At 67.0% G+C, this 22,188-nt stretch carries 17 protein-coding genes; 10 read left to right on the top strand and 7 right to left on the bottom strand.

What is annotated here, in order from left to right:
- The first annotated feature begins 150 nt into the window (after positions 1-150).
- Genes F0U60_RS40775 through F0U60_RS40765 form a run of 3 tightly spaced genes read left to right on the top strand, consistent with a single transcriptional unit; the run spans position 151 to position 3,194 of the window.
- Positions 151-1,659 (top strand): FAD-dependent oxidoreductase, encoded by a 1,509-nt coding sequence (locus F0U60_RS40775; RefSeq protein WP_395808016.1) that lies wholly within the window; start codon positions 151-153, stop codon positions 1,657-1,659.
- A gap of 57 nt (positions 1,660-1,716) precedes the next feature.
- A complete protein-coding gene (locus tag F0U60_RS40770; protein ID WP_395808014.1) occupies positions 1,717-2,448 on the top strand; it encodes a TIGR02269 family lipoprotein in 732 nt (243 codons plus the stop codon).
- A gap of 23 nt (positions 2,449-2,471) precedes the next feature.
- Positions 2,472-3,194, top strand: a complete 723-nt coding sequence (locus F0U60_RS40765; protein WP_395808012.1) for a double-CXXCG motif protein — start codon at positions 2,472-2,474, stop codon at positions 3,192-3,194.
- A gap of 98 nt (positions 3,195-3,292) precedes the next feature.
- Here F0U60_RS40765 and F0U60_RS40760 read toward each other — a convergent pair whose 3' ends face one another.
- Positions 3,293-5,266, bottom strand: a complete 1,974-nt coding sequence (locus tag F0U60_RS40760) for a family 43 glycosylhydrolase (RefSeq protein ID WP_395808010.1) — start codon at positions 5,264-5,266, stop codon at positions 3,293-3,295.
- 437 nt (positions 5,267-5,703) lie between these two features.
- On the opposite strand from F0U60_RS40760, the gene F0U60_RS40755 reads away from it, so the two are divergent.
- Genes F0U60_RS40755 through F0U60_RS40745 form a run of 3 tightly spaced genes read left to right on the top strand, consistent with a single transcriptional unit; the run spans position 5,704 to position 7,478 of the window.
- On the top strand, positions 5,704-6,012 hold the full coding sequence (locus F0U60_RS40755; RefSeq protein ID WP_395808008.1) for a DUF2380 domain-containing protein: 309 nt from the start codon (positions 5,704-5,706) through the stop codon (positions 6,010-6,012).
- A gap of 23 nt (positions 6,013-6,035) precedes the next feature.
- Positions 6,036-6,749, top strand: a complete 714-nt coding sequence (locus tag F0U60_RS40750; protein WP_395808006.1) for a double-CXXCG motif protein — start codon at positions 6,036-6,038, stop codon at positions 6,747-6,749.
- A gap of 9 nt (positions 6,750-6,758) precedes the next feature.
- On the top strand, positions 6,759-7,478 hold the full coding sequence (locus tag F0U60_RS40745; RefSeq protein WP_395808004.1) for a DNA-3-methyladenine glycosylase family protein: 720 nt from the start codon (positions 6,759-6,761) through the stop codon (positions 7,476-7,478).
- 32 nt (positions 7,479-7,510) lie between these two features.
- Here F0U60_RS40745 and F0U60_RS40740 read toward each other — a convergent pair whose 3' ends face one another.
- Entirely contained in the window at positions 7,511-8,227 is a 717-nt protein-coding gene (locus F0U60_RS40740; RefSeq protein WP_395808002.1) for a phosphoribosyltransferase, read from the bottom strand.
- A gap of 149 nt (positions 8,228-8,376) precedes the next feature.
- On the opposite strand from F0U60_RS40740, the gene F0U60_RS40735 reads away from it, so the two are divergent.
- The 3 genes from F0U60_RS40735 to F0U60_RS40725 all read left to right on the top strand — a co-directional run bounded on the left by F0U60_RS40735 (position 8,377) and on the right by F0U60_RS40725 (position 14,171).
- The gene (locus F0U60_RS40735; RefSeq protein ID WP_395808000.1) at positions 8,377-10,794 is read left to right on the top strand and encodes a DEAD/DEAH box helicase; all 2,418 of its coding nucleotides are present in this window, start codon (positions 8,377-8,379) and stop codon (positions 10,792-10,794) included.
- Positions 10,795-10,806: 12 nt separating this feature from the next.
- Positions 10,807-12,237 carry a ribonuclease H-like domain-containing protein gene (locus tag F0U60_RS40730; RefSeq protein WP_395807998.1) on the top strand — a complete coding sequence of 477 codons (1,431 nt, stop codon included), beginning with the start codon at positions 10,807-10,809 and terminating at the stop codon, positions 12,235-12,237.
- 182 nt (positions 12,238-12,419) lie between these two features.
- Complete coding sequence (locus tag F0U60_RS40725) at positions 12,420-14,171, top strand: di-heme-cytochrome C peroxidase (protein WP_395807996.1); 1,752 nt, start codon at positions 12,420-12,422, stop codon at positions 14,169-14,171.
- A 59-nt stretch (positions 14,172-14,230) separates the two neighbouring features.
- Here the strand turns inward: F0U60_RS40725 and F0U60_RS40720 are convergent, their stop codons facing one another.
- The 5 genes from F0U60_RS40720 to F0U60_RS40700 form a co-directional block, all read right to left on the bottom strand.
- Entirely contained in the window at positions 14,231-15,931 is a 1,701-nt protein-coding gene (locus F0U60_RS40720) for a glycoside hydrolase family 71/99-like protein (RefSeq protein ID WP_395807994.1), read from the bottom strand.
- Between the two features lie 265 nt (positions 15,932-16,196).
- Positions 16,197-18,326, bottom strand: a complete 2,130-nt coding sequence (locus F0U60_RS40715) for an FUSC family protein (RefSeq protein WP_395807992.1) — start codon at positions 18,324-18,326, stop codon at positions 16,197-16,199.
- Between the two features lie 92 nt (positions 18,327-18,418).
- Entirely contained in the window at positions 18,419-19,159 is a 741-nt protein-coding gene (locus F0U60_RS40710) for an MOSC domain-containing protein (protein WP_395807990.1), read from the bottom strand.
- Positions 19,160-19,202: 43 nt separating this feature from the next.
- Complete coding sequence (locus F0U60_RS40705) at positions 19,203-20,093, bottom strand: dihydrodipicolinate synthase family protein (RefSeq protein ID WP_395807988.1); 891 nt, start codon at positions 20,091-20,093, stop codon at positions 19,203-19,205.
- Position 20,094: 1 nt separating this feature from the next.
- Positions 20,095-20,604, bottom strand: coding sequence for a cupin domain-containing protein (locus tag F0U60_RS40700; protein WP_395807986.1), 510 nt, complete (start codon positions 20,602-20,604; stop codon positions 20,095-20,097).
- A 61-nt stretch (positions 20,605-20,665) separates the two neighbouring features.
- Between F0U60_RS40700 and F0U60_RS40695 the strand changes: the two genes are divergently transcribed.
- Positions 20,666-22,165, top strand: a complete 1,500-nt coding sequence (locus tag F0U60_RS40695) for a PLP-dependent aminotransferase family protein (RefSeq protein ID WP_395807984.1) — start codon at positions 20,666-20,668, stop codon at positions 22,163-22,165.
- The last annotated feature ends 23 nt before the right edge of the window (positions 22,166-22,188 follow it).

The following is a 22,188-nucleotide window of genomic DNA, read 5'->3' as shown; positions in this document are numbered from 1 at the left end:
TGTGCGTCACCTTCCGCGAATCGCCAACACCCCCCGGGCGGGGTTGTTGGCTCGTGCACATCCCAAGGCTTCAGTGGAGGACAGGCAGGCGGGCGGGGACGGTTGGTTGCTCGCCTTCCCGCCCATCGGCCTCGTTCCTAGCCTTGGAGCATGGTGGAAGAGCGCACGCACAAGTCGCTGTGGACGGTCTCGGCCCCGGCGCGGCGCTACCCGGCGCTGCAAGGGGACCTGGAAGTGGATGTGGTGGTGATTGGCGGAGGGATCGCGGGTCTCACCACGGCGTACCTGCTCAAACAGGAGGGCAAGCGCGTGGCGGTGGTGGAGATGCACCGGCTGCTGACAGGGCAGACGGGGCAGACCACGGCGCACCTCACCGAGCTGTTGGATACGCCCTATTACACATTGGCCTCGGACTTTGGGGAGAAGGGCGCGCGGATGGCCGCCGGGTCCACCCGGGCCGCCATCGAGAAGATCGCCGGGCTGGTGGAGGGGCTGCGCATCTCCTGCGGCTTCCAGCGGCTGCCCGCGTTCCGCTACGCGGAGACGGAGCGCGAGGCACGAGACCTGGAGCGCGAGGCGTCCGCGGCCCGGCAGGCCGGCCTGATGTGCTCGCTGACGAACGAAGTGCCGCTGCCCTATCCGGTGAAGCTGGCGTTGCGCGTGGAGGATCAGGCGCAGTTCCACCCGCGCGAGTACCTGCTGGCGCTCGCCGAGGGGATTCAGGGAGGTGGCAGCCACATCTTCGAGGAAACACAGGTGACGGAGCTGCACGAGGGCGTGCCCTGTCGGGTGCACACCTCGAGGGGCATCATCACCTGTAGGGACGTGGTGGAGGCGACCACGACTCCGCTCAACCGCGTCTTGCTGCACACCAAGCTCTATCCGTACCGCACCTACTCGGTGGCGGGGCCGCTCGAGAGTCCGCTGGAGACGGGGCTCTATTACGACAGTCAGGATCCGTATCACTACATCCGCACCCAGCGGGTGGAGGGCGTGGACTACGTCATCGTCGGGGGCGAGGATCACAAGGTGGGGACGGAGGAGGACACGGAGCGCCACTTCGAGGCGCTGGAGGCGTACACGCGGCGGCGCTTCCCGGTGACGCGGATTGAGTACCGCTGGTCCGGACAGGTCATCGAGCCCGCGGACGGACTGGCGTACATCGGGCGCAACAGCAATTCGCGGCATGTGTGGGTGGCCACGGGCTTCTCGGGCACGGGCATGACGTTCGGGACGCTGGCGGGGATGATTTTGACGGACCTGATCCTCGGGAGGCAGAACCCGTACGCGGCGCTCTACGACGCCACGCGGGTGAAGCCGAAGGCGGGGGTGAAGGACTTCATCCAGGAGAACGCGGAGGTGGCGTTCCACTTCGTGGCGGACCGGCTGGCGAAACCGGAAGGGCACGACCTGTCCGAGGTGCCAGCCGGAGAGGGCCGCATCCTGGAGGTGGACGGGAAGAAAGTGGCCGTCTTCCGCGAGGAGGGTGGGGCGGTGCACGCGGTGAGCCCGGTGTGCACGCACCTGGGGTGCCACGTGCACTGGAACAAGGCCGAGCGCTCGTGGGACTGCCCGTGCCACGGGGCTCGCTACAGTCCGACGGGCGAGGTGCTCAACGGTCCGGCCGTGAAGGGCCTGCCGTCGAAGAAGATTCGCTGAGCCGGGACGCGCTTTTCGAGGGCGGGAGGCTCACGCGACGACCGTAGGATGGGGCGCATGAGCTTCCTGCGCTCCAGGGTGGGGCTTGCGCTCCTCGGCGTGCTGTTATGCGCCTGTGCCTCCTCCGCGCCCACGGGGCGTGAGGAGGCACAGGCGCCCGAGGTCGTGTCCTCCGCATGGGAGGAGGCCCGAGCGGACGCCACATGCGTGGTGCCGCTGTGCGACGAGGAGCGCTGCGCCATCTGGCGTTGCCAGGACGTGGTGGAGGCGGAGGCCCCGCCCGTGCGTCTGGCACAGGCGATGATTCCGGCACCAGCGCCCGCGCCGGTGCCGATGTTCCGCACGCCCCTGGCGGAGGCCCCCAGCGCAAGCCGCTGGTGGGGACATCCGCTCGCGGTGCCCACGAGGGTGGAACCCGTCTTCGAAATCCCCTGGCACAACTGGAAGACCCGGGAGCTGAGCGCGCCCAGGCTCTTCCGCCACCAGTGCCTCTCCCCTCCGCGCGAGCCCTTCGAGAAGCACCACATCTTCCCTCAACAAAAGGAATTGGCTGAGTGGTTTGGCAGCAGAGGTATCGACATCCACGCCTTCACCATCCGCCTGCCAAGGAGCTTCCACCAGTGGCTGCACAGTGGCGAACCCAGGGGTGGGCAATGGAATGAAGCGTGGCGTCAGTTCATGAGGAAGAACCGCACCACTGCCAACGCAGATGACATCTGGCGGTTCGCGGGTGAGCTCATGATCCGGTTCGGCGTGAATGGGTCCTTCGTGCCCTACTCTTGCGATTGAGCGGTAAGGTGTCGAACACACGGATGCGATACTTCACCATCGACGAAGACAGAGCTGCGGGCTACACGGGCTTCGTTGACGCCGCGCACAAGTGGAAGCTTCCGGGCGTCCGCAACTGCCCTGTCTGCAAATCCACCTGGAGTGCCGGTTTCGCGTACCCCTGCGTGGACCTGACCCCAGTGGCCGCCTTGGCCGATTTCGAGAATGCTCGGCCTGAGCCCATCGAGGAGTATGAGCGGCTGTGTGAGCTGGTTCGTCCCCTGCTGCCTCCCGGGGCGTTGTTGGAGCCGGGTACGACTTTCGGTCCGCTGATTGGTAACGGCCAGGGTCGTTTCGGGCAGCTGGTAGCTCCTTATCCCTGGTGGCTTCTGGTGCGGCGCGAGGCACTGGAGCCGCTTCAGGCCGAGGACTTGCGCGGACTCGAGGGCTGCCACACCCAGGTGCGTTTCCGCCAGCGCAACGCGCCCGAGTTGCTGGAGCTGCAAATCCTCCCAATGGGCCGTCTGCACCGGGATTGCCTGCCCCCGGATCACCAACCGCCTTGTTCGCGTTGTGGTCGGGGCAGTACTCCGCTACCCGATGACCTTCTGTTGGATGCCACCGCTGTTCAAAGGGACCTGGATTTATTTCGATTGGAGGACTTCTCCGGAGTGATCGTCTGCACCGAGCGCTTCGTCGATACCTGCCAGCGCCTGGGCTTGGACGGCGTTGCTTTCAAACCTCTGCCGTCGAAGAAGAGCCGCTGAGCCGGGACGCGCTTTTTGGGGGAAGCTCATGCGGCGGAGGATAGGCCGCATGAGCTTCTCTCGCTTCAGGCGGGGGCTCGGTGCTGCTGCCGCGTTGGCTACTGCGCGAAGATCTTCACCGAGGACATCTTGTCGTTGGCGTCCTGCGGGATCAGCGGCGTATCCGCCGTGAACGTCCACATCGTCCCGGTGAAATTGTCGTCCTGATAGACCTGCACCGTCCATCCGGCAGGGACTCTGAGCGAGCTCATCCAGTCGTTGGGGATTCCCGCCGCGTTGAGCTGCGCGAGCGTGTAACTCCCGGCGGTCAGCGAGATCCCGAGACCGCCGTATCCTCCGTCCGCGTAGAAGATGGCCCCGGGCGGCTTCGATGCCTTCACGTTGTCGAACGCGGCCGCGCTCTCATGGGCCCGGAGTCCGAGCGCCCCTGATGCAAACGTGGTGTCGATGGCCGTGACGCTGGGGACCGTCGAATGATTCAGATAGACCGAGATGCGGTCGCCGTTGGCCACGACCACGAGGTGGTAGGTGACATTCGGGTCGATCGCTACGGCGGCGCTCGCGAGCTCGGTCCAGGTCCCTGCGTTCGCCTTGCCCAGAATCACCCTGTCACTGCCCGCGGCGATGCCGGCGTAATAACCCTTGTAGGCGTCGAGCCCCGCTCCTGGGTTGCTCACGCGGAACACCAACCCAGCGTCCCCGGTGGGGCCCGGCGTGACATCCGCCTCATAGGTCAGTGCGGAGAAGTTTGTGTTCAACAAGGCCTTGGCGTCGGGGCTCCGCTGGGTGACATACCGGCCGTTTGACACGGTCCACGTCGCGCCGTAGGTGGTCCAGCCCAGCGCGTTGTTGTCGCAGAAGTTGTCCTGGCTGCTCATCTCCACTGGCTTGATCGTCCCGTCGCTATTGAAATACATGCGATCGTAGGCGAGCACGCGGTGATTCCCGTCCGTCTCTCCGAGCGGACGGCGGTGATAGAAGATGTACCAGTCATCCGTTCCAGGGACGTTGACAACCGAGTTGTGGCCCGAGCCGGTGGCAATGGCTGCGTTCTGGCTGAGGATCGTCCCCGCCTTGGGGAAGGGCCCGAGCGGCGAGTTGGCCATGCCATAGGACACGCGGTAATCCGGCCCCGTCCACCCGCCCTCGGACCACATCAGGTAATACTTCCCGTTGCGCTTGAACATCAGCGCGCCCTCGACGTAGCCCGATGGCGTGATCTCCTTGAAGGACGAGCTGTCCAGGCTGATCATGTCATTGTTGAGCTTGACGACGTTGCAGTGTCCCCAACCGCCATAATAGAGATAGGCTTGGCCGTCGTCGTCGATGAAGACGTTTTGATCAATCGGCTGCGCTCCGTTGATGAACGTGCTGATCAGGGGGCGGCCGATCGCGTCGACGTAGGGTCCGCCGGGGTTGTTGGACTTCGCGACCCCGATACCACCCAACTGTCCGTTGCTCTGGATGTCGTTGGCCCCGAAATAGAGGTAATAGGTATTGTTGCGGAAGATGGGAGACGGCGCCCAGATCGCCCGGGTTGCCCAGGATACGTTCGCCTTGTCCAACACCTTGGAGTGCTTCGTCCAGTGGATGAGATCGGGGGAGGAAAAGGCGTCCAGATAGGTCTGCTCGTCATAAGGAGCGGAGTACGTCGGATAGACCCAGTACACGCCGTTGTAGAACTTGATGTCCGGATCGGCGTACCAGCCGCTCACAAAGGGATTGCCGGTGGTGCCGGGCGAGCACTCCGATGCCAGGGGCGCGCCTCCCACCCCTTCGGGGCCAACGTCTGCTCCACCAGTGCCGGGAGCTTGTACAGGCGAGCCCTCCGCGCCTCCGCCGGTGTTCTGATGAGACATCGTCCCGGCGCCGCAATGGACCGTGGCGGTCAGGAGCAGCGGCGCCAGCGCCAGGCGGCTCAGCCAGGGACGTCGCCACACGGGTCCTGGATGCGATGACTCACGAGCTTCACACGACTCCTCTTCACGCCGCTTCAAGGCCTGCGGCTGCACTGTCACCGAGCCTGTGTCCTCGCAACCGACTGCACGTCCATCATCGAGCGTCAATTTCATGGCAGCATCCTGTGTTGATCAAGCTTATCCATCAAGTCAAGAAATTCGAGCATAGTTCTCTTGTTGGTTTGTTGCCACTTCCGCGAGTTGTGTAGGGATGAGTCAAGAAAACGGGTTTCGCCTTGGCGGCCCGCGGCATGCCAACGACAGGCAGAGCCTGGATGTGTAGGTATTGGGAGCCACCGCCAGGGCAACCGCTGCGACGATAGGCGACGTGGAGCCCGCTCGCATCCAGTTCCGACTGACATTGCTACAGCCCGCTCCGCTGTCCGGCGGTCTCATCACCATCCAGACGGGGTGCGGCGAGCTTTTACCGACTTTCGGCCATCGGTCGGTAAGGCGCAGGGTCGCTTCGGGTCATGCGTTATGAGCTCCCCCTTGGGTGCTGATGGTACGGCACGATTCCAGAGTGAGCGTCTGCACTGCGCGCTTCGTCGATGCCTGTCAGCGTCTGGGCTTGGACGGCGTTGCCTGCGGGGAGGCGCTTTTCCGGGAGCGGAGGTTCACGCAGCGACCGTAGGATGGCCGTGCCCGATATCCACGCCTTCACGGTTCGCGTTCCCAAGAGCTTCCACCAGTGGCTGCACAGTGGTGGGCCCGCAGGTGGACAATGGAATGAAGCGTGGCGGCAGTTCATGGACCTAAACCGCAATACCGCCAAGGCGGAGGACATTTGGCGGTTCGCGGGCGAGCTCCTGGTTCGGTTTGGAGTGAACGGGCCATTTGTGCCCTACTCTTGCGACTGAGCGGTAAGGTGGCTGGCACACGCATGCCCTACTTCATCATCAAGGAAGACAGGTCCGCGGGTTACACGGGCTTTGTTGACGCCGCACCCAAGTGGGGGCTTCCGGGCATCCTCAACTGCCCCGTTTGCAAGGCCACCTGGGGGGCCGGTTTCTCGTATCCCTGCGTGGACTTGTCCCCCGTGGAGGCCCTGGCCGACTTCAAGGAGGCCCGGCCCGAGCCCATCGAGGAGTATGAACGGTTATGTGCGCTGGTACGTCCCTTATTGCCTCCAGGGGCGTTGTTGGAACCAGGCACGACGTTTGGCCCATCGGTCGGTAAGGCGCAGGGTCGCTTCGGGCCGTTCGCCATGAACTGCTCCTGGATATTAATGGTGCAGCGCGAGGCGCTGGAAAGGCTCCAGGCCGAGGGTGTCCGAGGGCTTACGGGTTGCCGTGCCGAGTTGCGCTTCCGTCAGCGCAATTCGCCCGAGTTGCTCGAGCTGCAAATCCTCCCAATGGGCCGCCTGCACCGGGATTGCCTGCCCCCCGATTACCAACCGCCCTGCTCTCGCTGCGGCCGGAGTTTCATTCCGTTGCCTGAAGAGATGCTGCTGGACGCCAGCACGCTTCCCAACGACCGGGACCTATTCCGGCTGGAGGACTTTTCCGGAGTGATTGTCTGCACTGCGCGCTTCGTCGAGGCCTGCCAGCGCCTGGGCTTGGACGGTATTGACTTCAAACCGCTGCCGTCGAAGTAGGATGGGCCCATGCCTGCTGCGACCGCTCGTGTTCTCCCGACCGCCGACGCTGTTCCTTCCTCCGAGCGCCTCCTGCCCGAGGGCTTCACACTTGCTGCGCGAAGGGTCCTAGCGAAAACGGATCCAACGCTCGGCGCGCTGATGAAGCAGGTGGGACCCTTCCGCATGAAGGTCAATTCAATCCAGAGCCCCTTCCTGGCTCTGGCGGAATCCATCGTCTACCAGCAGCTCACGGGGAAGGCGGCGGCCACCATCTTCGGCCGTGTCTGCGAGCGCGTGGGCAAGGGGCGGCGTTTCACTCCGGAGGCAGTGCTCGCCCATCCGGTGGACGGCCTGCGCGAGGCGGGGCTGTCCGGCGCGAAGACGGCGGCGCTCCGGGACCTGGCGGCGAAGGCGCTGGAGGGCGAGGTGCCCACGCTGGCCCGGGCGCGGCGCATGAGTGACACGGAGTTGGTGGAGCACCTCACGAAGGTGCGCGGCATTGGGCAGTGGACGGTGGAGATGCTGCTCATGTTCCGGCTGGGCAGGCCGGACGTCTTGCCGGTAGACGACTACGGCATCCGCAAGGGTTTCATGCGCACGTACGGCCTCGAGGAGCTACCGCGTCCGAAGGAGCTACTGGCCTACGGTGAGCGCTGGCGTCCGTGGCGTTCGGTGGCGAGCTGGTACCTATGGCGCTCGCTGGAGCTCTCAAACAACCCCGCTTCTCCAGGGGGCGGGCGTGCATGACCGTGTATGTCCCCTCTCCCTTCGGGAGAGGGCTAGGGTGAGGGTATGTCCGCCCGGAGCCCGACTTCCCTTCTGTCCTTCTTCCGAGGCGCGTATCCACTCCGCGCCCTCGCCAGCAACTCACGCACCTGCGCATCCGTGACGTCCGGGTAGCTGTCGTACCCATCCGACACGGAGACGAAGGGCTCGGGCTGAGCGCAGCAGACGACCTCCTCGAACTCGCTGGCGAGCAGGCGCAGTGCCTCCTCGGCACCGACAGGGACGGCGGCGACGAGGGCCCGAGCCCCGGCCCTGCGAAGAAGCCCCGCCGCACGGCGGAGTGTCATGCCCGTGGCGGTGCCGTCATCCACGACGACCACGGTACGCCCCTCGAGCGAAGGCACGGGTGCGGCAGGCCGCATGGCGCGCACGCGCTGACGGAGTTGCCGGCGGGCGCGGGAGAGGGCCTGCCCGAGCGCTTCGTCGGAGAGGTCGAGCGCGTTGAGCGTGGCCTCGTGGAGCTGCAGCGCTGCGGGAGCGCCGAGCAGCCCGAGTGTCACGTCGCGCGAGGAGGGTCCCCTCGAGTAGAGGATGGGCTGGACGACGGCCAGGTCCAGGGGCGCATCGAGCGCACGGGCGACCTCGAAGGCCACGGGTACGCCGCCATGGGGCACGGCGAGCACCAGGACGTCCTCGCGCCCAGCAAGGTGCGAGAGCGACTGGGCGAGTGTCCTACCGGCCTCGGTCCGATGACGGAAGGGGACATTCATTTGCGCACAACGTGCGCCCATCTCTTGGGTAGCGCAATACGGGGAATCGCCCTCGCGTCCAGGTCACGACGCTTGCCCGAGTTCCCGCCGGGAGGAAGTGCGCTCGCGCGTTGCCTCGCCGGGTGTACGTCTGTACAGTGCCCGACCCCATGAAGTCTGAGAAGGAAGAAGGGTCTTTCGCCGGGCCGCGGCGCAAGCCCTGGACGGGTCCCCGTGGTCTCAACGCCGTCCTACAGGGTTGGCGCGATGACAAGCAGGTCTGGCCCAACATCGTCCTCGACGAGGTGACGCCGGCCCGGGTTGGAGCTTATGCGCCCATCCCCGAGGACGTGGCGCCCCAGGTGCGCGAGGCGCTGAATCGCCGAGGCATCGACCGGCTCTTCTCCCACCAGGCCGAGGCCTACCGACTGGCGCGCTCCGGGCGCAGCCTGGTCATCGCCACGCCCACGGCCTCGGGAAAGAGCCTCTGCTACAACCTGCCGCTGCTGGACCAGTTCGCGCGGGAGCCGCAGGCGCGCGCCCTGTACCTCTTCCCCACGAAGGCGCTGTCGCGAGACCAGGAGGAGTCGCTGCGCGTCTTCATGCGCGAGGCGGGCCTGGAGCACGGCGCCATCACCTTCGACGGGGACACGCCGGGGGATGCTCGGCGGGCGGCTCGCGAGCGCAGCGGCGTGGTGCTCACCAACCCGGACATGCTGCACACGGGCATCCTCCCGCACCATGCGAACTGGGCGCGGCTCTTCTCCAACCTGCGCTACGTCGTCATCGATGAGCTGCACACGTACCGGGGCGTCTTCGGCTCGCACCTGGCCAACGTGCTGCGCCGGTTGCAGCGCGTGGCGGCCTTCCACGGCTCGTCACCGGTGTTCATCCTGGCCTCGGCCACCATCGGCAACCCGAAGGCACACGCCGAGCGGATGCTGGGCCGCGAGGTGGCGCTCGTCTCCGAGAGCGGAGCGCCGTCCGGTGAGCGCCGGATCATGGTCTACAACCCGCCGGTGGTGAACGCGGAGCTGGGCATCCGCGCCAGCTACCTCAAGAGCGCGGTGCGGCTGGTGGCGGACCTGGTGCGTGCCGAGGTGTCCACGCTGCTCTTCGGCCAGTCGCGCAACAACATCGAGGTAATGCTCAAGTACCTGAGGGACCGGTTCATCGAGGAGAAGATGGACCCGAACCTCATCCAGGGCTACCGCGGCGGCTACCTGCCGGGGACTCGCCGGGCCACCGAGGCGGCCATGCGCGCGGGCGAGGTGCGCTGCGTGGTGGCCACCAACGCGCTGGAGCTGGGCATCGACATTGGCTCGCTGGACGCGGTGGTGTGCGCGGGCTACCCGGGCTCAGTGGCGGCGTTGATGCAGCGCTTCGGACGCGCGGGACGCCGGGGGGCGGGCAGCCTCGCGCTCCTCGTGACCTCGAGCTCGCCGCTGGACCAGTACTTCGCGGGGGACCCGAAGTCCCTCACGGGTGCTCCGGTGGAGCACGCGCGCATCGATCCAGACAACGTGGAGATCCTCGTCCAGCACCTCAAGTGCGCGGCCTTCGAGCTGCCCTTCGAGGAGGGAGACACCTTCGGAGACGTGCCGGCCGAGTCCACCACGGACGCGCTCGGCTACCTCGCGCAGCACGAGGTGGTGCACCCCACGCCGGGCCCTCAGGGCAAGCGGATGTTCCACTGGTCCGCGGATGCGTACCCGGCCAACCACGTCTCACTGCGCAGCGTGGGCTGGGACAACGTGGTCATCATCGAGCTGGGCACGGACCGGACGCTCGCGGAGATGGACTTCCGCTCGGCGCACACGATGCTGCACGAGCAGGCCATCTACCAGCACGAGGCCGAGCAGTACCAGGTCGAGCGCTTCGACTACGAGAACCACAAGGCCTACGTGCGCAAGGTTGCGCCGGACTACTTCACCGACGCGATGACGTACGTGCGCGTGAACGTCATCCAGGAGGACCAGGGCGCCGCGCTCGGGCCGGACCTGCAGGCGGGCATGGGCGAGGTGAGCGTCATTGAGAAGGTGGTGGGCTACAAGAAGATCAAGTTCCACACCCACGAGAACGTGGGCTACGGAGACGTGAACCTGCCCGAGATGCAGATGCACACCACCTCGCTCTGGCTCACCGTGCCGGAGAGCGTGGTGCGCTCCATGGGCGCGCCGCGGCCCGCTGTCATTGATGCGCTTCGGGGGATCGCCAGCGCGTTGCGGACGGTGGCCTGCGTGGGGCTGATGATCGATCCGAGGGATATTGGCAAGACGCTCGGGAGCAAGGACGACGCGGATGGGCCACCGCGCAAGGACGGAGGCGTGGGCTTCGACCCGACCATCTTCCTCTACGACAACATCCCGGGCGGGGTGGGGCTGGCCGCGCGTCTGTTTGATCAGCGCGAGGAGTTGCTGCGGCGTGCGCGGCGGCTGTTGGAGTCGTGCGGCTGCGAGGATGGGTGCCCGGCGTGCATCGGTCCCGCCGCGGGCGTCATGCCCGGCAGCGCACCGGTGGAGACCCATCCGCGCAAGCGGCTCGGGTTGGAGATTCTCTCGGCCCTGGGTGTTGTGGCCCTGCAGTAGGCGAGGTGCGCCGTGGACTTGAAACGCAAGCTGGCTCGGCTCGGCGGCGTGGGTCCCGGCGGCAAGCCGGGCGCGAAACCGTCTCCCGCTCCTCGTACCCCGGAAGAGGAGACCGTATCCGTCGCTCCGGCGGTGGAAGTTCCGCCCAAGCAGGAGGAGGCTCCTCCCGCCGAGGTGCCCCGGAACGAGCCGGATCCGCGCGTGGTCGCCTTGCGTCGGATGCTCGGCGACTGGGCCGAGCGTCGGGGCGCGGCGGTGGGGCGCCGGGGGACGTCCGCGGTGCCGCCTCCGGGGCCTCTGCCCGCCGAGCCCCGAAGCACACCGCACGGCGTCGTCCACGTCGCTGAGCGCGTGCTGCCACCGGACCACCACCATGGCAACGCACCGCTCGCGGAGGCGTTGGACGTGGAGTCGCCGCTGGTGGCGAGCCTGGCGCTGCAGCCGGGGCTGGCAGGCGTGGACTTCCGGCGGATGCTCTTCCTGGACACGGAGACGACAGGGCTCGCGGGCGGTACGGGCACGGTGCCCTTCCTCGTGGGCCTGGCCTGGTTCGAGGGCCGCTCGCTGCGGGTGCATCAGCTCTTCCTGCGCAAGCTGGGAGAGGAGGCGCCGATGCTGCGCGTGTTGGCCGAGCGCATGGCGGAGTCCTCCTGCCTGGTGACGTTCAACGGTAAGAGCTTTGACTGGCCGCTGCTGCGCACGCGCTTCGTGCTCAACCGCGTGACGCCTCCCTCCGAGCTGCCACACCTGGACTTGCTGCACTGCGCGCGCCGCGTCTTCAAATACCGCGGCTCCGGGACGCGGCTGGTGCACCTGGAGGAGCAGGTGCTCGGGTACCACCGAGTGGGGGACGTGGATGGATCGCTGATTCCAGACCTCTACTTCCGCTTCCTGCGGGGGGCGGACGGCTCGGCTCTGACGCCGGTGCTGGAGCACAACGCGAACGATCTCCTGTTGCTGGCGGCGCTGCTGGGAGTGCTGGTGCGGCGCTTTCGGGCGAGCGGCACCGAGGGGAAGGATCCACGCGACCTGCTGGGCTTCGCGGGCGTGGCGCTACGGGCGCGGGACTACGAGCGGGCCCACGCCTTCGCCCGGGCCGCCGCGGCGGGAGACGGAGGCGCCGTGGGAGTCGAGGCGCTCGCGCTGGCCTCGCGCCTGTCACGCCGGGTGGGGGATGATCAGACGGCGGCGGCGAACCTCCAGCGGGCGCTCGAGTCGGCGCGGGCGGACCAGGCCGCACCCCTCCACCTCTCGCTGGCCAAGCTGTACGAGCATGACCTCAAGGACCTCCCGCGTGCCCTGCACCACGCGCGGCTCGCCTCGCCCGCCGAGAGCGCCGACGCGCTGCGACGCCGCATCGAGCGTCTCGAGCGCAAGCTCTCCCGCATGTCACGTGAGTACACGCTGGACTTCGGGGCCGCGCCGCCCCGGAGCGTGTCGTGAGCTGAGGCGTGTGAGCAGGAGCGAACGGCGCAAGCCTCCCTGTGGGGGGCGCCCATCGTTCGAGGGTGGTTCCTTCCATCTTGCCGCGGTCTGAAAGGTGCCAGGGGGCACTTGATCCGCACCCAGGTACTTCCCAAGTAGGGCGGGCCTGGATCTCCCAGGGGAGACGCGGAGGTGGCGGTATGGACGGCAGGATGGTGGGGAGTCTCGTCTGGCTGGTCTTCGCGGGGGTGCTGGGGAGCTGTGCTTCGGCTCCGCGCTCCTCGCCACCCCCTGCCGAAGGCACGGGAGGCAGCGGCTCGGTGATGTCGGAGCTGTCCGGGCGGGAGCGCGAGGTCTTCTACCATCTGCCTCAAGGCAACGAGCACCTCTGGCTTGCCGTCCTCCGGGCGCTGCCGAGCCGCGATACCCAGCAGGGCAGGACGGCCGGGTTCCAGTCCTTCTTGGAGGGCTTCGAGCGCTTCGGCTTCTTACCGGATCCCGATCACCCCGAGCGCCTGCCGGTGGGAGTCGCGCTCGTGCCAGCTACCGAGCGACAACCTGTGGCGCGCGTGGGCATCAACTGTGCCGCCTGCCACGTGGGCGAGTTCCACCATCGCGGTGCGAGGGTTCGGGTGGATGGGGCGCCGAGCCTCCTCAACATGGATGCCTTCAACCGGGAGGCGGTCGAGGTGATCGCCCTGACGCTCTCGGACCGGACGCGCCTCCTGGACTTCCTCGAGCGGCTGGCCACGTACCTTCCCCCGCAGACGCGCGAGGGCGGGCTGCAGGCCGCCTATCCGGACACGAACCTGACTCCGGATGGGAGCTCGAGCGCACGGGAGAAGCTCGTGGCCGAGGTGGCGTGGTACTGCAGCCAAGGCGCGGACTTGTGTAGGCCGCCGAAGCTCGGGCCTGAGCCGGAGCGCGGGCTGGAGTTCGATGCGCAGCTCTCGCTGTATGTCCGCGAGCTGAGTCGCAAGCAGGTGCGCACGGTGCCGGATGCCATCCGCTTGCTGCGCGGGCACCTGCTGTACTTCATGCGGCTGGGCAGGCTGCGGTTTGGCACCTACGCGGGCCCGGGCCGTGTGGATGCCTTCGGGGTGGCGCGCGGGGTGTTGTTCGGCCCCGAGGCGGCAGGCGTGCTGGCCGCGCCGGTGAGCTACCCCTGTCTCTGGGAGTTCCAGAAGAGCTCGTGGCTGCATTGGGACGGGAACACCAACTCGGTGATGGAGCGCAACATCGGCCAGGCGCTCGGGATGGGAGCGACCGTGGACCGACGCGACTTCTCGTCCTCCGTCCTTCCGCGCAACCTGGCGGAGCTCGAGCGGCTCTCGAACAAGATAGGCTCGCCGCGGTGGCCACAGGACGTCTTCGGGCCCTTGGAGACGGCGCGCCTGGAGCGTGGGCGTGAGCACTTCGCTCGACACTGCCAGAGCTGCCATGGCGCCGAGGACGCTGTGGTTCCCCTGGAGCGGATAGGCACCGATGGGAATCGGGCCCGGAGCTTCGCGTCGAAGGTGGGGGACCTGGAGTTCCCCGCGGCGTTGCAGGATTTGCTCTCGCGGGTGAAGCAGCGGGCCTATGCGCGCGAGGGGCTGACCCAAGAGGAGATCCATCCCTTGGAGCCGCGCATCGTCTATTGGCGCGCGCCGGTGGGGTACGTGTCCCGGCCGCTGGAGGGCATCTGGGCGACTGCGCCCTATCTGCACAACGGCTCGGTGCCTACGCTGTGGGATCTGCTCCAGCCCGCGTCGGCGCGTCCGGCGCGCTTCCCCATGGGCCAGCGGGAGTACGACCCGGGCAAGGTGGGCTACGTCACCGAAAGCTCCGATCCGTCCCTCTTCACCTTCGACGTGTCGATGCCCGGCAACAGCAACGCAGGGCATGAGTACGGCACGGGCCTGTCTGAGGAGGAGAAGCGCGACCTGCTCGAGTACCTGAAGTCACTCTGATCCTCCCCGTGGAGCACCGCGGGACAGCGCGCTGCCAGTCCCGCAGTGCGCCTCACAGATTACTGCCGGATGACCTCCACATCGTCCAGGTGGACGAAGCTGCTGCCGCTCGTGGCCTTGGTGTGGAGGCCGAACTCAATGTAGCCCGCGGTCACAGCAAGGGTCGGCGTCTCCAGCTGCGTCCAGTTGCCGTACGTGCCGAGCTCCGTGGCGGCGGGCGTGCATTCGGCGCACGTCTTGGCCTGGAGCCTGGAGAAGTGGAAGTCGCCGCCCTTCCGGACCCAGGCACGCACCCGGTAGTTCCCGTTGGGAATGTTGTAGAGCTGCTGGTACGTCCAAGTCTCGAAGGCCCCCGGGCTGTAATGCGTCAGGTGGTAGGTGCTGTTGTGGCCCCCGTTGTAGGTCTCCGTGAACGCGGCCCCGGCGGTGCCATCGGGCGACCAGGTGTTCCATCCCGTCAAACCGGACTCGAAGCCGGCGTTAACGACGGTGGGGGACGGCTGGGTGCCATTGAGGATGCTCGCGGCCTGGTCGGGTTGCAGGGCCACGAGGTAGTTGAAGGCCTGGTCGAGCTGGGCCTGCCTGGCTGCGTCGCCCGCGTACTGCTTGCGCTGCTCGTAGAGCTTGGCGATGAGCTCCAGCTGGCCCTGCCCATAGGGCACACCGAGCTTCTGCTGCAGGGTGGTCAGGAAGCCATAGCCGAACTCGCGCGTCGGCTCGATCATCGTGCCTTCGCCGTAGTCGTTCCAGGTGGCGAGCTGAATCCAGTTCACGCCGCTGTTCTTGGCCATGTCCAGCGTCTGACCAAAGGTGCCGGTCCCGTTATAGGGCAGGCCCCACGTCGGACCGCCCCATCCACCCGCGGTGTAGAAGGTGTTGAAGCCCGGGTAGGCCACGCCGAACTTCACGCTCAGCGGACGGTTGTCATAGAAGTTCTGCAACCCAGTGGTGAAGTCCGAGTAGATCCACGGGTACTCGCCCTGGGCGTTGGCCCCGGCATCACCGATTTGGTACCAGAGCGTCAGGAAGGTCGGCTTGGTCGACAGGGGTGAGAAGATATTGCTCCAGTCGCCCGGCGACTTGAAGGTCTGCGGACCGAAGTCCAGGAGCAGGGGCGCATTGTTGATTTTGATATAGTTGCTCCGCGGGAAGTAGTTGTCCCGCAGGTAGGCCATGTCATTCCGGGCCGCGGCGAGTTTGTCGGGAACGGAGCAGCCATACGTGGGCGCCAGCGTCAGGTTGTGGTCCTCGTAGACGATCGCGAACTCGAGACCCACCGCGGCGGTCTTGTTGATGAAGGCCTCGGCGTTCTGCTTGTTCTTGGGGTAGTCCACGCAGTTGAGGGTGCCGGGCCAGTCGATGAGCACGCCATCCACGCCCGCGTACTTCATGAGCAGCAACTGGTACTCCACCACATCCTTATCGCCCGACGCGTAGGGCCCGATCAGCGGGTAATAATATGAGGCGATCTGCCGCTTGCCCGAGGAGTCGACCACGTCGGGGTTCTGGTTGCTCATGGTCCAGTGGGCTCCCCAGGTGCCGTTGCCCGAGGACTCCTTGGTCTCGAACCAGGGCATGAGGTGGGCATAGACCTTCTTGGTGAAGGTCTTGCTCACGGCCACGGGCGCGGTGAGGGTGGAGGTGGGCTCCTTCTCCCTCGAACGGGTGATGCTCTGGGGGTCGGGTGAGGCTAGACCACACCCCGTCAGAATGAGCGCAGCGAACACTGCTCCTTCGGTCAAAAAACGATGATGTGTCATGACTTTGATTTCCTTGAATCTGAGAGGCTCATCACGCTGTGTTTGTGAACTGACAGGGGGGATGAACGAGGCAGTGATGAGGCAACGACGCGATTGCTCGCTGCGTGAAAGTCATTAACACGTGGTCGAAGTCTCGTAAAAACTTTCAGATATGAGAAAAGATACGGCGTTCTTGGACAGAGTCCGAGAGCCCGTGGAGCTCCCCTCTTCCAGAGGGAGAGGGGGCCTGCTCAACACGACCCTGTCCAAGAACTTCGTGACCCCACTAGGTCAAGGCGAGTGGGTTCCGGGTCAGAGGGCTCGAGGCCTTGGCCAAGACGTTGAGCGTGTCGTCCACGCGTGCGAGCCAGTGCAGGAAGATGGGCGGGCTCGCCGGACCGCGCCGCACGGTCTCCTCGCCGACGAGTGCCCTCCGGGCCTTTTCGAGCAGTGCAGCCGCGGACTCGAGGGTGGGTTTTTCCTCCTGGTCCAAGGTCTGCGCGAGCGTGCGTGCATTGCTCGCGAGCTTGGTTCCAGCCTCGCGGATCAGCTCGCGGACCTCCTCATGCACCTGCAGGACACCCTTGCCCAGCGCGAGGTGCCGGACGAAGACGACAAGCTCAGACACCGAGTGCACTGTGCGCGCCGTTCGTGGCGCCAGCCGCACGAAGGAGCCGGTGAGGGGACGCGCCACCGTCCGCAGCTCGCGAAGGCGTGCATCAAGGGTTCGCGCCGCGTCGATCAACCGGGCCGGGTCTGACTCCGGCGAGCGATTCACCACGGCTTCCTCGAGGTAGTCGCACACCGCGGAAAGGACCTGCTTCGCGGTCGCGTGGATGTGCACGGTCATCTTCTCCGGGAAGAGGAGGGTGGCGATGACCACGCCCGCGCCGGCGCCAATCATCGTCTCCTCGATGCGCAGGAACAGGAGCTCGGGCGAGAACCGGCCGAGCAGGCTGTAGAGGACCGACAACATCGTGGTGAACCAGAAGACCATCCACGCGTACGAGAGCCGTATCAGGTAGAAGCCGAAGAAGACGCACACGAAGAGGATCACGAGCTCGACGAAGCGGTGTCCGCTGACGAGCCCCGCGAGTACCAACCCGGCGATGACCCCCAGGAAGGTTCCGAGCACGCGGGACCAGCCGCGGAGCAGGGTATCGCCGAGTGTCCGCGTTCGCGTGAAGGTGACGAAGGCGGTGATGGCTGCCCAGTACCAGCGCTCGGAGGACACGACGTGGCCCACCATCATCGCGAGTACGCTCGCCACGGTGACCTGGATGGCCTGTCGCGTCGCTGGATGGAGTCCGTTCCCCAGGGGGATGGCGGGTGAGGCGGTGACGGCCTTGGGGGTGGCGCCTTGTCCCGGTGCGGGCAGGGGGACTTCGTCCGGGAGTTGGGCGGCGGCATCCACCAGGTCGGTGATGGAGTTGGAGAAGCGCAGGGCATCCACGCGGCCACGCTCGGGATCGGCCGCGCGTGGCACGGACTCTCGCACGTGCTCGAGGTGTTCGTGCATGAGCTGCCGCGCGGCCGTATCTCCGTTTCGCACGGAGGCGTGGGCGGCGAGCAGGGCCTGTCGAATCTCCCGGCGCGCATCGGGTGCCAGCGCACCTGATTCCACCACCTGGCGGACGGCGCTGATCACCCGGGTGGCCGCGAGCTCCAGGTCGAAGATCCGCAGCCGGAGGCCAGGCTGGCAGCGGGCGAGCAGGTCCTCCACCGCGAGCGCCGCATCATTCAGGCGATCCGCCTCCCGACGAAGCCGACGCTGGAGGGAAGGGGTCAGCCGTGGGCGCTCGGCGATGTCCGTGAGCTCCCACAACACGAGGGCGACCGTCTTTCGGAACGAGCGGAGGAAGCGCTGGAGATCGAGGTCCGCGCGGTCACGGACGAGCACGAACCGCACCCCGTAGGCAATGCAGAGCGCGACCACGATGGCACCGACGAGGGCCGGTACCTGCGCCAGCTGCGCGTGGAAGAAGAGCGCGTTGAAGAAGGCGAAGAAGCCAATCATCCCGAGCGCCAGCCCTCGGGGTCCGAACCGCCGTACGAAGGTGGCGATGAAGATTGTCACCGCGAAGGCCGCCGCACCGAGCAGGGGGATGCGCGAGGCGAGTGTTCCCACGATGACCGACACCGTGGCCGGGAGGACCATGAGGAGGGTCGTGATGCGTTGATCGCGCGGCTTGGGATCCGTCGCGATCTGGGAGCCCATCATCCCCATCATGGTTCCCACCATGGTGACGGTGGGCGGCTCACCCAACAGGCGTGCAAGCTGAGAGATGACGAGGGCGGACAGGCCAGCACCCAACACGGAACGCAGGCCCATCCGCAGTCGACCTAGATCTGGGTCGGAGGTGACGAAGCGATCCCAGAGATGAGTCGGGTGTAGACGGCGCTTCAGGCGTCTCAAGCAATTCCTCCCGGAGGAGGTTGCGAACGAGAGAGCGCGGATGCTCGCCCGTCTGCCCGGTCGGCCGGTGGAGGGACCGTCGACCGGGGGTCCTACTCCTGGTTGGGACCGAGGAGGCGTGGAGCCGTGTCGCGCTCCTGCCCCTTGGCCAATGCTTCGAGCGTGGTGCGCCAGCCTGGAGACAGGAACGAGACAGTGGAGAGTCGGGCTGCCAACTCGCGCTCCACTGGCCGGTGGTGCATGGCCCTGTTGGCGAGCGCCACCGTCCAGTCCGGACAGGGCCGTTCGAGCAACTCGAGCAGGTCGCCCTCGCGCACGTGGCCCTCCCTCAGCACGCGGAAATACCACCCCGTCATTCCCGTCCGCTGGATGATCAGCGACAGCTCTTTCCGGCGCCAGCGCCGCGAGGGTTTCCAGCAAGGCTGTCGGGGCTGGGACACCTGGAGGAGCGCTTCGCCGCACCGGAAGGTGTCTCCAATGCACACGGAGTCCTCGGTGGCACCTTCCAGCAGGAAGTTCTCGCCAAAGGCACCAGGGCCCACCTCCTCGTGTCCGAGCACTTCCCTCCACGCCGGTAGATGCTCGGAAGCGCAGGCGAAGACAGCCTTCTCGGGTCCGCCGTGGTGCCTCAGGTCCGCCTGCTCATCTCCCGCGAGTCCCTCCCGGCCCAGCCAGATGGGCCCCTGTCTGGGTGACTTGAAGATGCCGCTCGTCCAGGGCCTGTCGAGGACATCCACCGCCCCCTCAGTGCCGAGGGCTTGCGTCCGGCCCACCAGGAGGGTGATGAGCCGGATCGGACCGCATCGGAACTGTGACTCGGGGGCGGGTGTCATGGGGTGTGCTGGTCTTTGTGAGAACCGCGGACGAGGACGCTCCTCACGCCTCGAGCTTCGCGAGGATACGCCGCAGCGCCTCCACCTCGGGAGCGGGGAGTGGATGGAGGGGCGCACGCAGCGGCCCTACCTCTGTCCCGAGCAACTCCAGGCCCGCGGACACTGTGCGGGGCAGCCCTCCCTTCACGATGAACTGGAGGAGCGGGAGCTGCTTCTGGAACACCTTGCGCGCCGCCGGAAGGTCGGCCTTCTCGACGACCTGCCGGTGTAGCTCCAGGGTGAGCTCGGGGATGAGGTGGGCCGCGGCGGTGCACCAGCCCCGGGCTCCCGCGGCGAAGGCCGCGAGGGCGAGGGGGTTTGAGCCGTTGAAGAAGGCGACCTCCTCACCCGCCACCTGTCGCAGGCGGTGCATCCTCCCGACGTCTCCCGTGCTCTCCTTCACCATGGTGACGTTGGGAATCTCCAACAGCCGTGCGAGGAACTCCGGCGTCATGTCCAACCCGCCAGTGGCCGGGTTGTTGTAGGCCATGATGGGGAGGGAGGTGGCTCGGGCCACTGTGTCGAAGTGCCGGAAGATCTCCTCCTCGGTGAGCTTCCAGTAGCTCATCGGGATGATCATCACGGCATTCGCTCCCACGCGCTCGGCGAAGCGGGCGTGGTGGACGGTGCGCTCGGTGGTGAGGCTCGAGACGCCGACCATCACTGGGACGCGGCCTCCCACGGTCTTCACGGTTGCCTCGGCGATGGCCTCGCGCTCCTCGTCGTCCAGGTAGGGCAGGCAGCCCGTGCTCCCGAGCGGGGCGATGGCATGGACGCCCGAGGCCACCATGCGCTCGGTGAGCATCCGGAGCTTGTCGAGGTTCACCTTCCCGTCGGTGCCGAAGGGCGTGAGGGTGTAGCCGATGATGCCGTGCAGCGGAACGTGGCGGTTCATGTCAGCCCTCCTCCTCGTCACCACGGACGAGCTTCTGGCCCTTCTCCGGCACCTCCTCGCGCAGGGCGATGCCTCCCATGTTCTGGAGCATGGGCGCGTTCTCGCAGGCCAGGTAGCGCGCGCGCTGGGTGGGGTGGGTGTTGACGTGGTTGTGCCAGGCCCACACCGGGATGTAGAGGGCGTCTCCCTGCTTCCAGGGGATGCGCTTGCCCTGGATGTCCGAGTACCCCTCGCCCTCGAGCACGTAGAGGACGGTCTCGTACGTGTGGCGGTGCCTGTTGGAGGACTGGCCTGGCTCCAGCCAGCCGATCGTCATGCTGAGGGCGTGCGAGGGCAGGTCCACGAAGAAGACGGGGTGCTTGCGCTCCTTCGAGTAACCCTCGTTCTGGCCGGCGCTCTCCACGGCGGGGTGGAAGAGCTTGTCGGGAATCACCACGCGCGGGCGCGGGGGCGTCTTGTCGAAATCGGCGGAGTGGTACTTCGTGCTCTGGGTGCTCACGGTCTGGCTCATGAAGGGCCTCCTTGTGTGGGGCGAAAGGTAGAGACCGACCGGCACCCTCGAAAGAGCCGGTTTGGCGAAGTACATTGGGCCGGTGCTACGTACCTGGAAGCTCACTTTGGAGGTCGATCCGTCCTCGTCGGTGCCGCTCTTCGTCCAGCTCGCACGCGCGGTCATCCGCGACATCGAGCGGGGACGGTTGTCCCCTGGGGATGCGCTCCCCGGGACTCGGGCACTGGCTGTCTCCTTGGGGATTCATCGCAACACGGTGGACGCCGCCTATCGCGAGCTCGTCCAACAGGGTTGGGCCTGCGCCGAGCCTTCCCGCGGCACCTTCATCTCCCAGTCGCTTCCCGTGGCGACGCCGAAAGGGTTTGGTGGCTCGCCTCGGCAGCGGATGCCCGCGCGGCCGGGCTTCTCCCTGCCGCGGGAAGAGCTGTCTCTCGAGGGAGGGGCACCTGCTCCGAAGAAAGGAGTGCTGGTGTTCAACGATGGCGCTCCCGACGTGCGTCTGGCGCCAGCGGTGGCCCTGTCGCGTGCCTTCCGGCGGGTTCTCATGGGCCGTGCTCGAACGGCGCTGGGCGTGGGAGATGCGCGCGGAGAGCCCGGACTGCGCGAGGCGCTGGCTGGGATGCTCAGCCGCACGCGGGGCCTCGCCGCGGGAGCGGACGATGTCCTCGTCACGCGGGGGAGCCAGATGGCCCTCTTCCTCGTGGCGCGTGCCCTCCTCCGTCCGGGAGATGTCGTGGCCGTGGAGGCGCTCGGGTATCGACCCGCGTGGGACGCGCTGCGCCTGGCGGGCGCCCGGCTCGTGGGGCTCCCGGTGGATGCCCAGGGCATGAGGGTGGATGCGCTCCAGGCGTTGATGGCGAAGCAGCCGGTGCGTGCTGTCTATGTGACGCCCCATCACCAGTACCCCACCACCGTTACCCTTACCGCGGCGCGGAGGATGGAGTTGCTGCGCCTGGCCACCGAGGCCCGCGTGGCGGTGGTGGAGGATGACTATGACCACGAGTTCCACTACGAGGGCAGGCCCGTCCTGCCCCTGGCGAGCTCGGACCGCGCCGGGTGTGTCGTCTACGTGGGCTCGCTCTCCAAGCTGGTCGCTCCGGGGCTGAGGCTCGGTTACGTGGTGGCTCCCGCGCCGCTGGTGCGGACCCTGTCGACCCTGCGGACGGTGGTGGATCGCCAGGGGGATGCGCCGCTGGAGCGGGCCATGGTGGAGTTGCTGGAGGAAGGGGAGCTGCAGCGGCATGCCCGCAGGGCCCGCCGGGAGTACCTCACCCGGCGGGATGCGCTGGCGGAAGCGTTGCACGAAGCGCTGGGCGGCTCCGTGGACTTCGAGGTGCCGGCAGGCGGGCTCGCGCTCTGGGCTCGGGTGGACGAGTCGCTCGACGTGGGTGCCTGGGCGGAGCGTGCGGCTTCGCACGGTGTACACGTCACCCCGGGCCATGCCTTCGCGCTCGAGGGACGTGGCCCAGCGGCCTTCCGGTTGGGCTTTGCCTCGTTGACGCCCCAGGAGCTGCGCGAGGGCGTGCGACGCCTGGCCCTTGCCCGCCCGCGGCGGAGCTGAGCCGGGATGTCTCCGTCCAGGGG

Origin of the sequence: Archangium minus (assembly GCF_044360475.1) — a bacterium.
Classification (GTDB): domain Bacteria; phylum Myxococcota; class Myxococcia; order Myxococcales; family Myxococcaceae; genus Archangium; species Archangium minus.
The sequence above is the reverse complement of the archived record's forward strand: the minus strand, read 5'-3'. Positions and strand labels throughout refer to the sequence as shown.

Bases quoted from the DNA above. Each gene is read 5' to 3' on its own strand.
- F0U60_RS40720 (WP_395807994.1), bottom strand. From the start codon at position 15,931: ATGACACATCATCGTTTTTTGACCGAAGGAGCAGTGTTCGCTGCGCTC.
- F0U60_RS40765 (WP_395808012.1), top strand. From the start codon at position 2,472: ATGCGATACTTCACCATCGACGAAGACAGAGCTGCGGGCTACACGGGC.
- F0U60_RS40775 (WP_395808016.1), top strand. From the start codon at position 151: ATGGTGGAAGAGCGCACGCACAAGTCGCTGTGGACGGTCTCGGCCCCG.
- F0U60_RS40740 (WP_395808002.1), bottom strand. From the start codon at position 8,227: ATGAATGTCCCCTTCCGTCATCGGACCGAGGCCGGTAGGACACTCGCC.
- F0U60_RS40705 (WP_395807988.1), bottom strand. From the start codon at position 20,093: ATGAACCGCCACGTTCCGCTGCACGGCATCATCGGCTACACCCTCACG.
- F0U60_RS40700 (WP_395807986.1), bottom strand. From the start codon at position 20,604: ATGAGCCAGACCGTGAGCACCCAGAGCACGAAGTACCACTCCGCCGAT.
- F0U60_RS40735 (WP_395808000.1), top strand. From the start codon at position 8,377: ATGAAGTCTGAGAAGGAAGAAGGGTCTTTCGCCGGGCCGCGGCGCAAG.
- F0U60_RS40710 (WP_395807990.1), bottom strand. From the start codon at position 19,159: ATGACACCCGCCCCCGAGTCACAGTTCCGATGCGGTCCGATCCGGCTC.
- F0U60_RS40750 (WP_395808006.1), top strand. From the start codon at position 6,036: ATGCCCTACTTCATCATCAAGGAAGACAGGTCCGCGGGTTACACGGGC.
- F0U60_RS40725 (WP_395807996.1), top strand. From the start codon at position 12,420: ATGGACGGCAGGATGGTGGGGAGTCTCGTCTGGCTGGTCTTCGCGGGG.
- F0U60_RS40770 (WP_395808014.1), top strand. From the start codon at position 1,717: ATGAGCTTCCTGCGCTCCAGGGTGGGGCTTGCGCTCCTCGGCGTGCTG.
- F0U60_RS40745 (WP_395808004.1), top strand. From the start codon at position 6,759: ATGCCTGCTGCGACCGCTCGTGTTCTCCCGACCGCCGACGCTGTTCCT.
- F0U60_RS40755 (WP_395808008.1), top strand. From the start codon at position 5,704: ATGCCTGTCAGCGTCTGGGCTTGGACGGCGTTGCCTGCGGGGAGGCGC.
- F0U60_RS40760 (WP_395808010.1), bottom strand. From the start codon at position 5,266: ATGAAATTGACGCTCGATGATGGACGTGCAGTCGGTTGCGAGGACACA.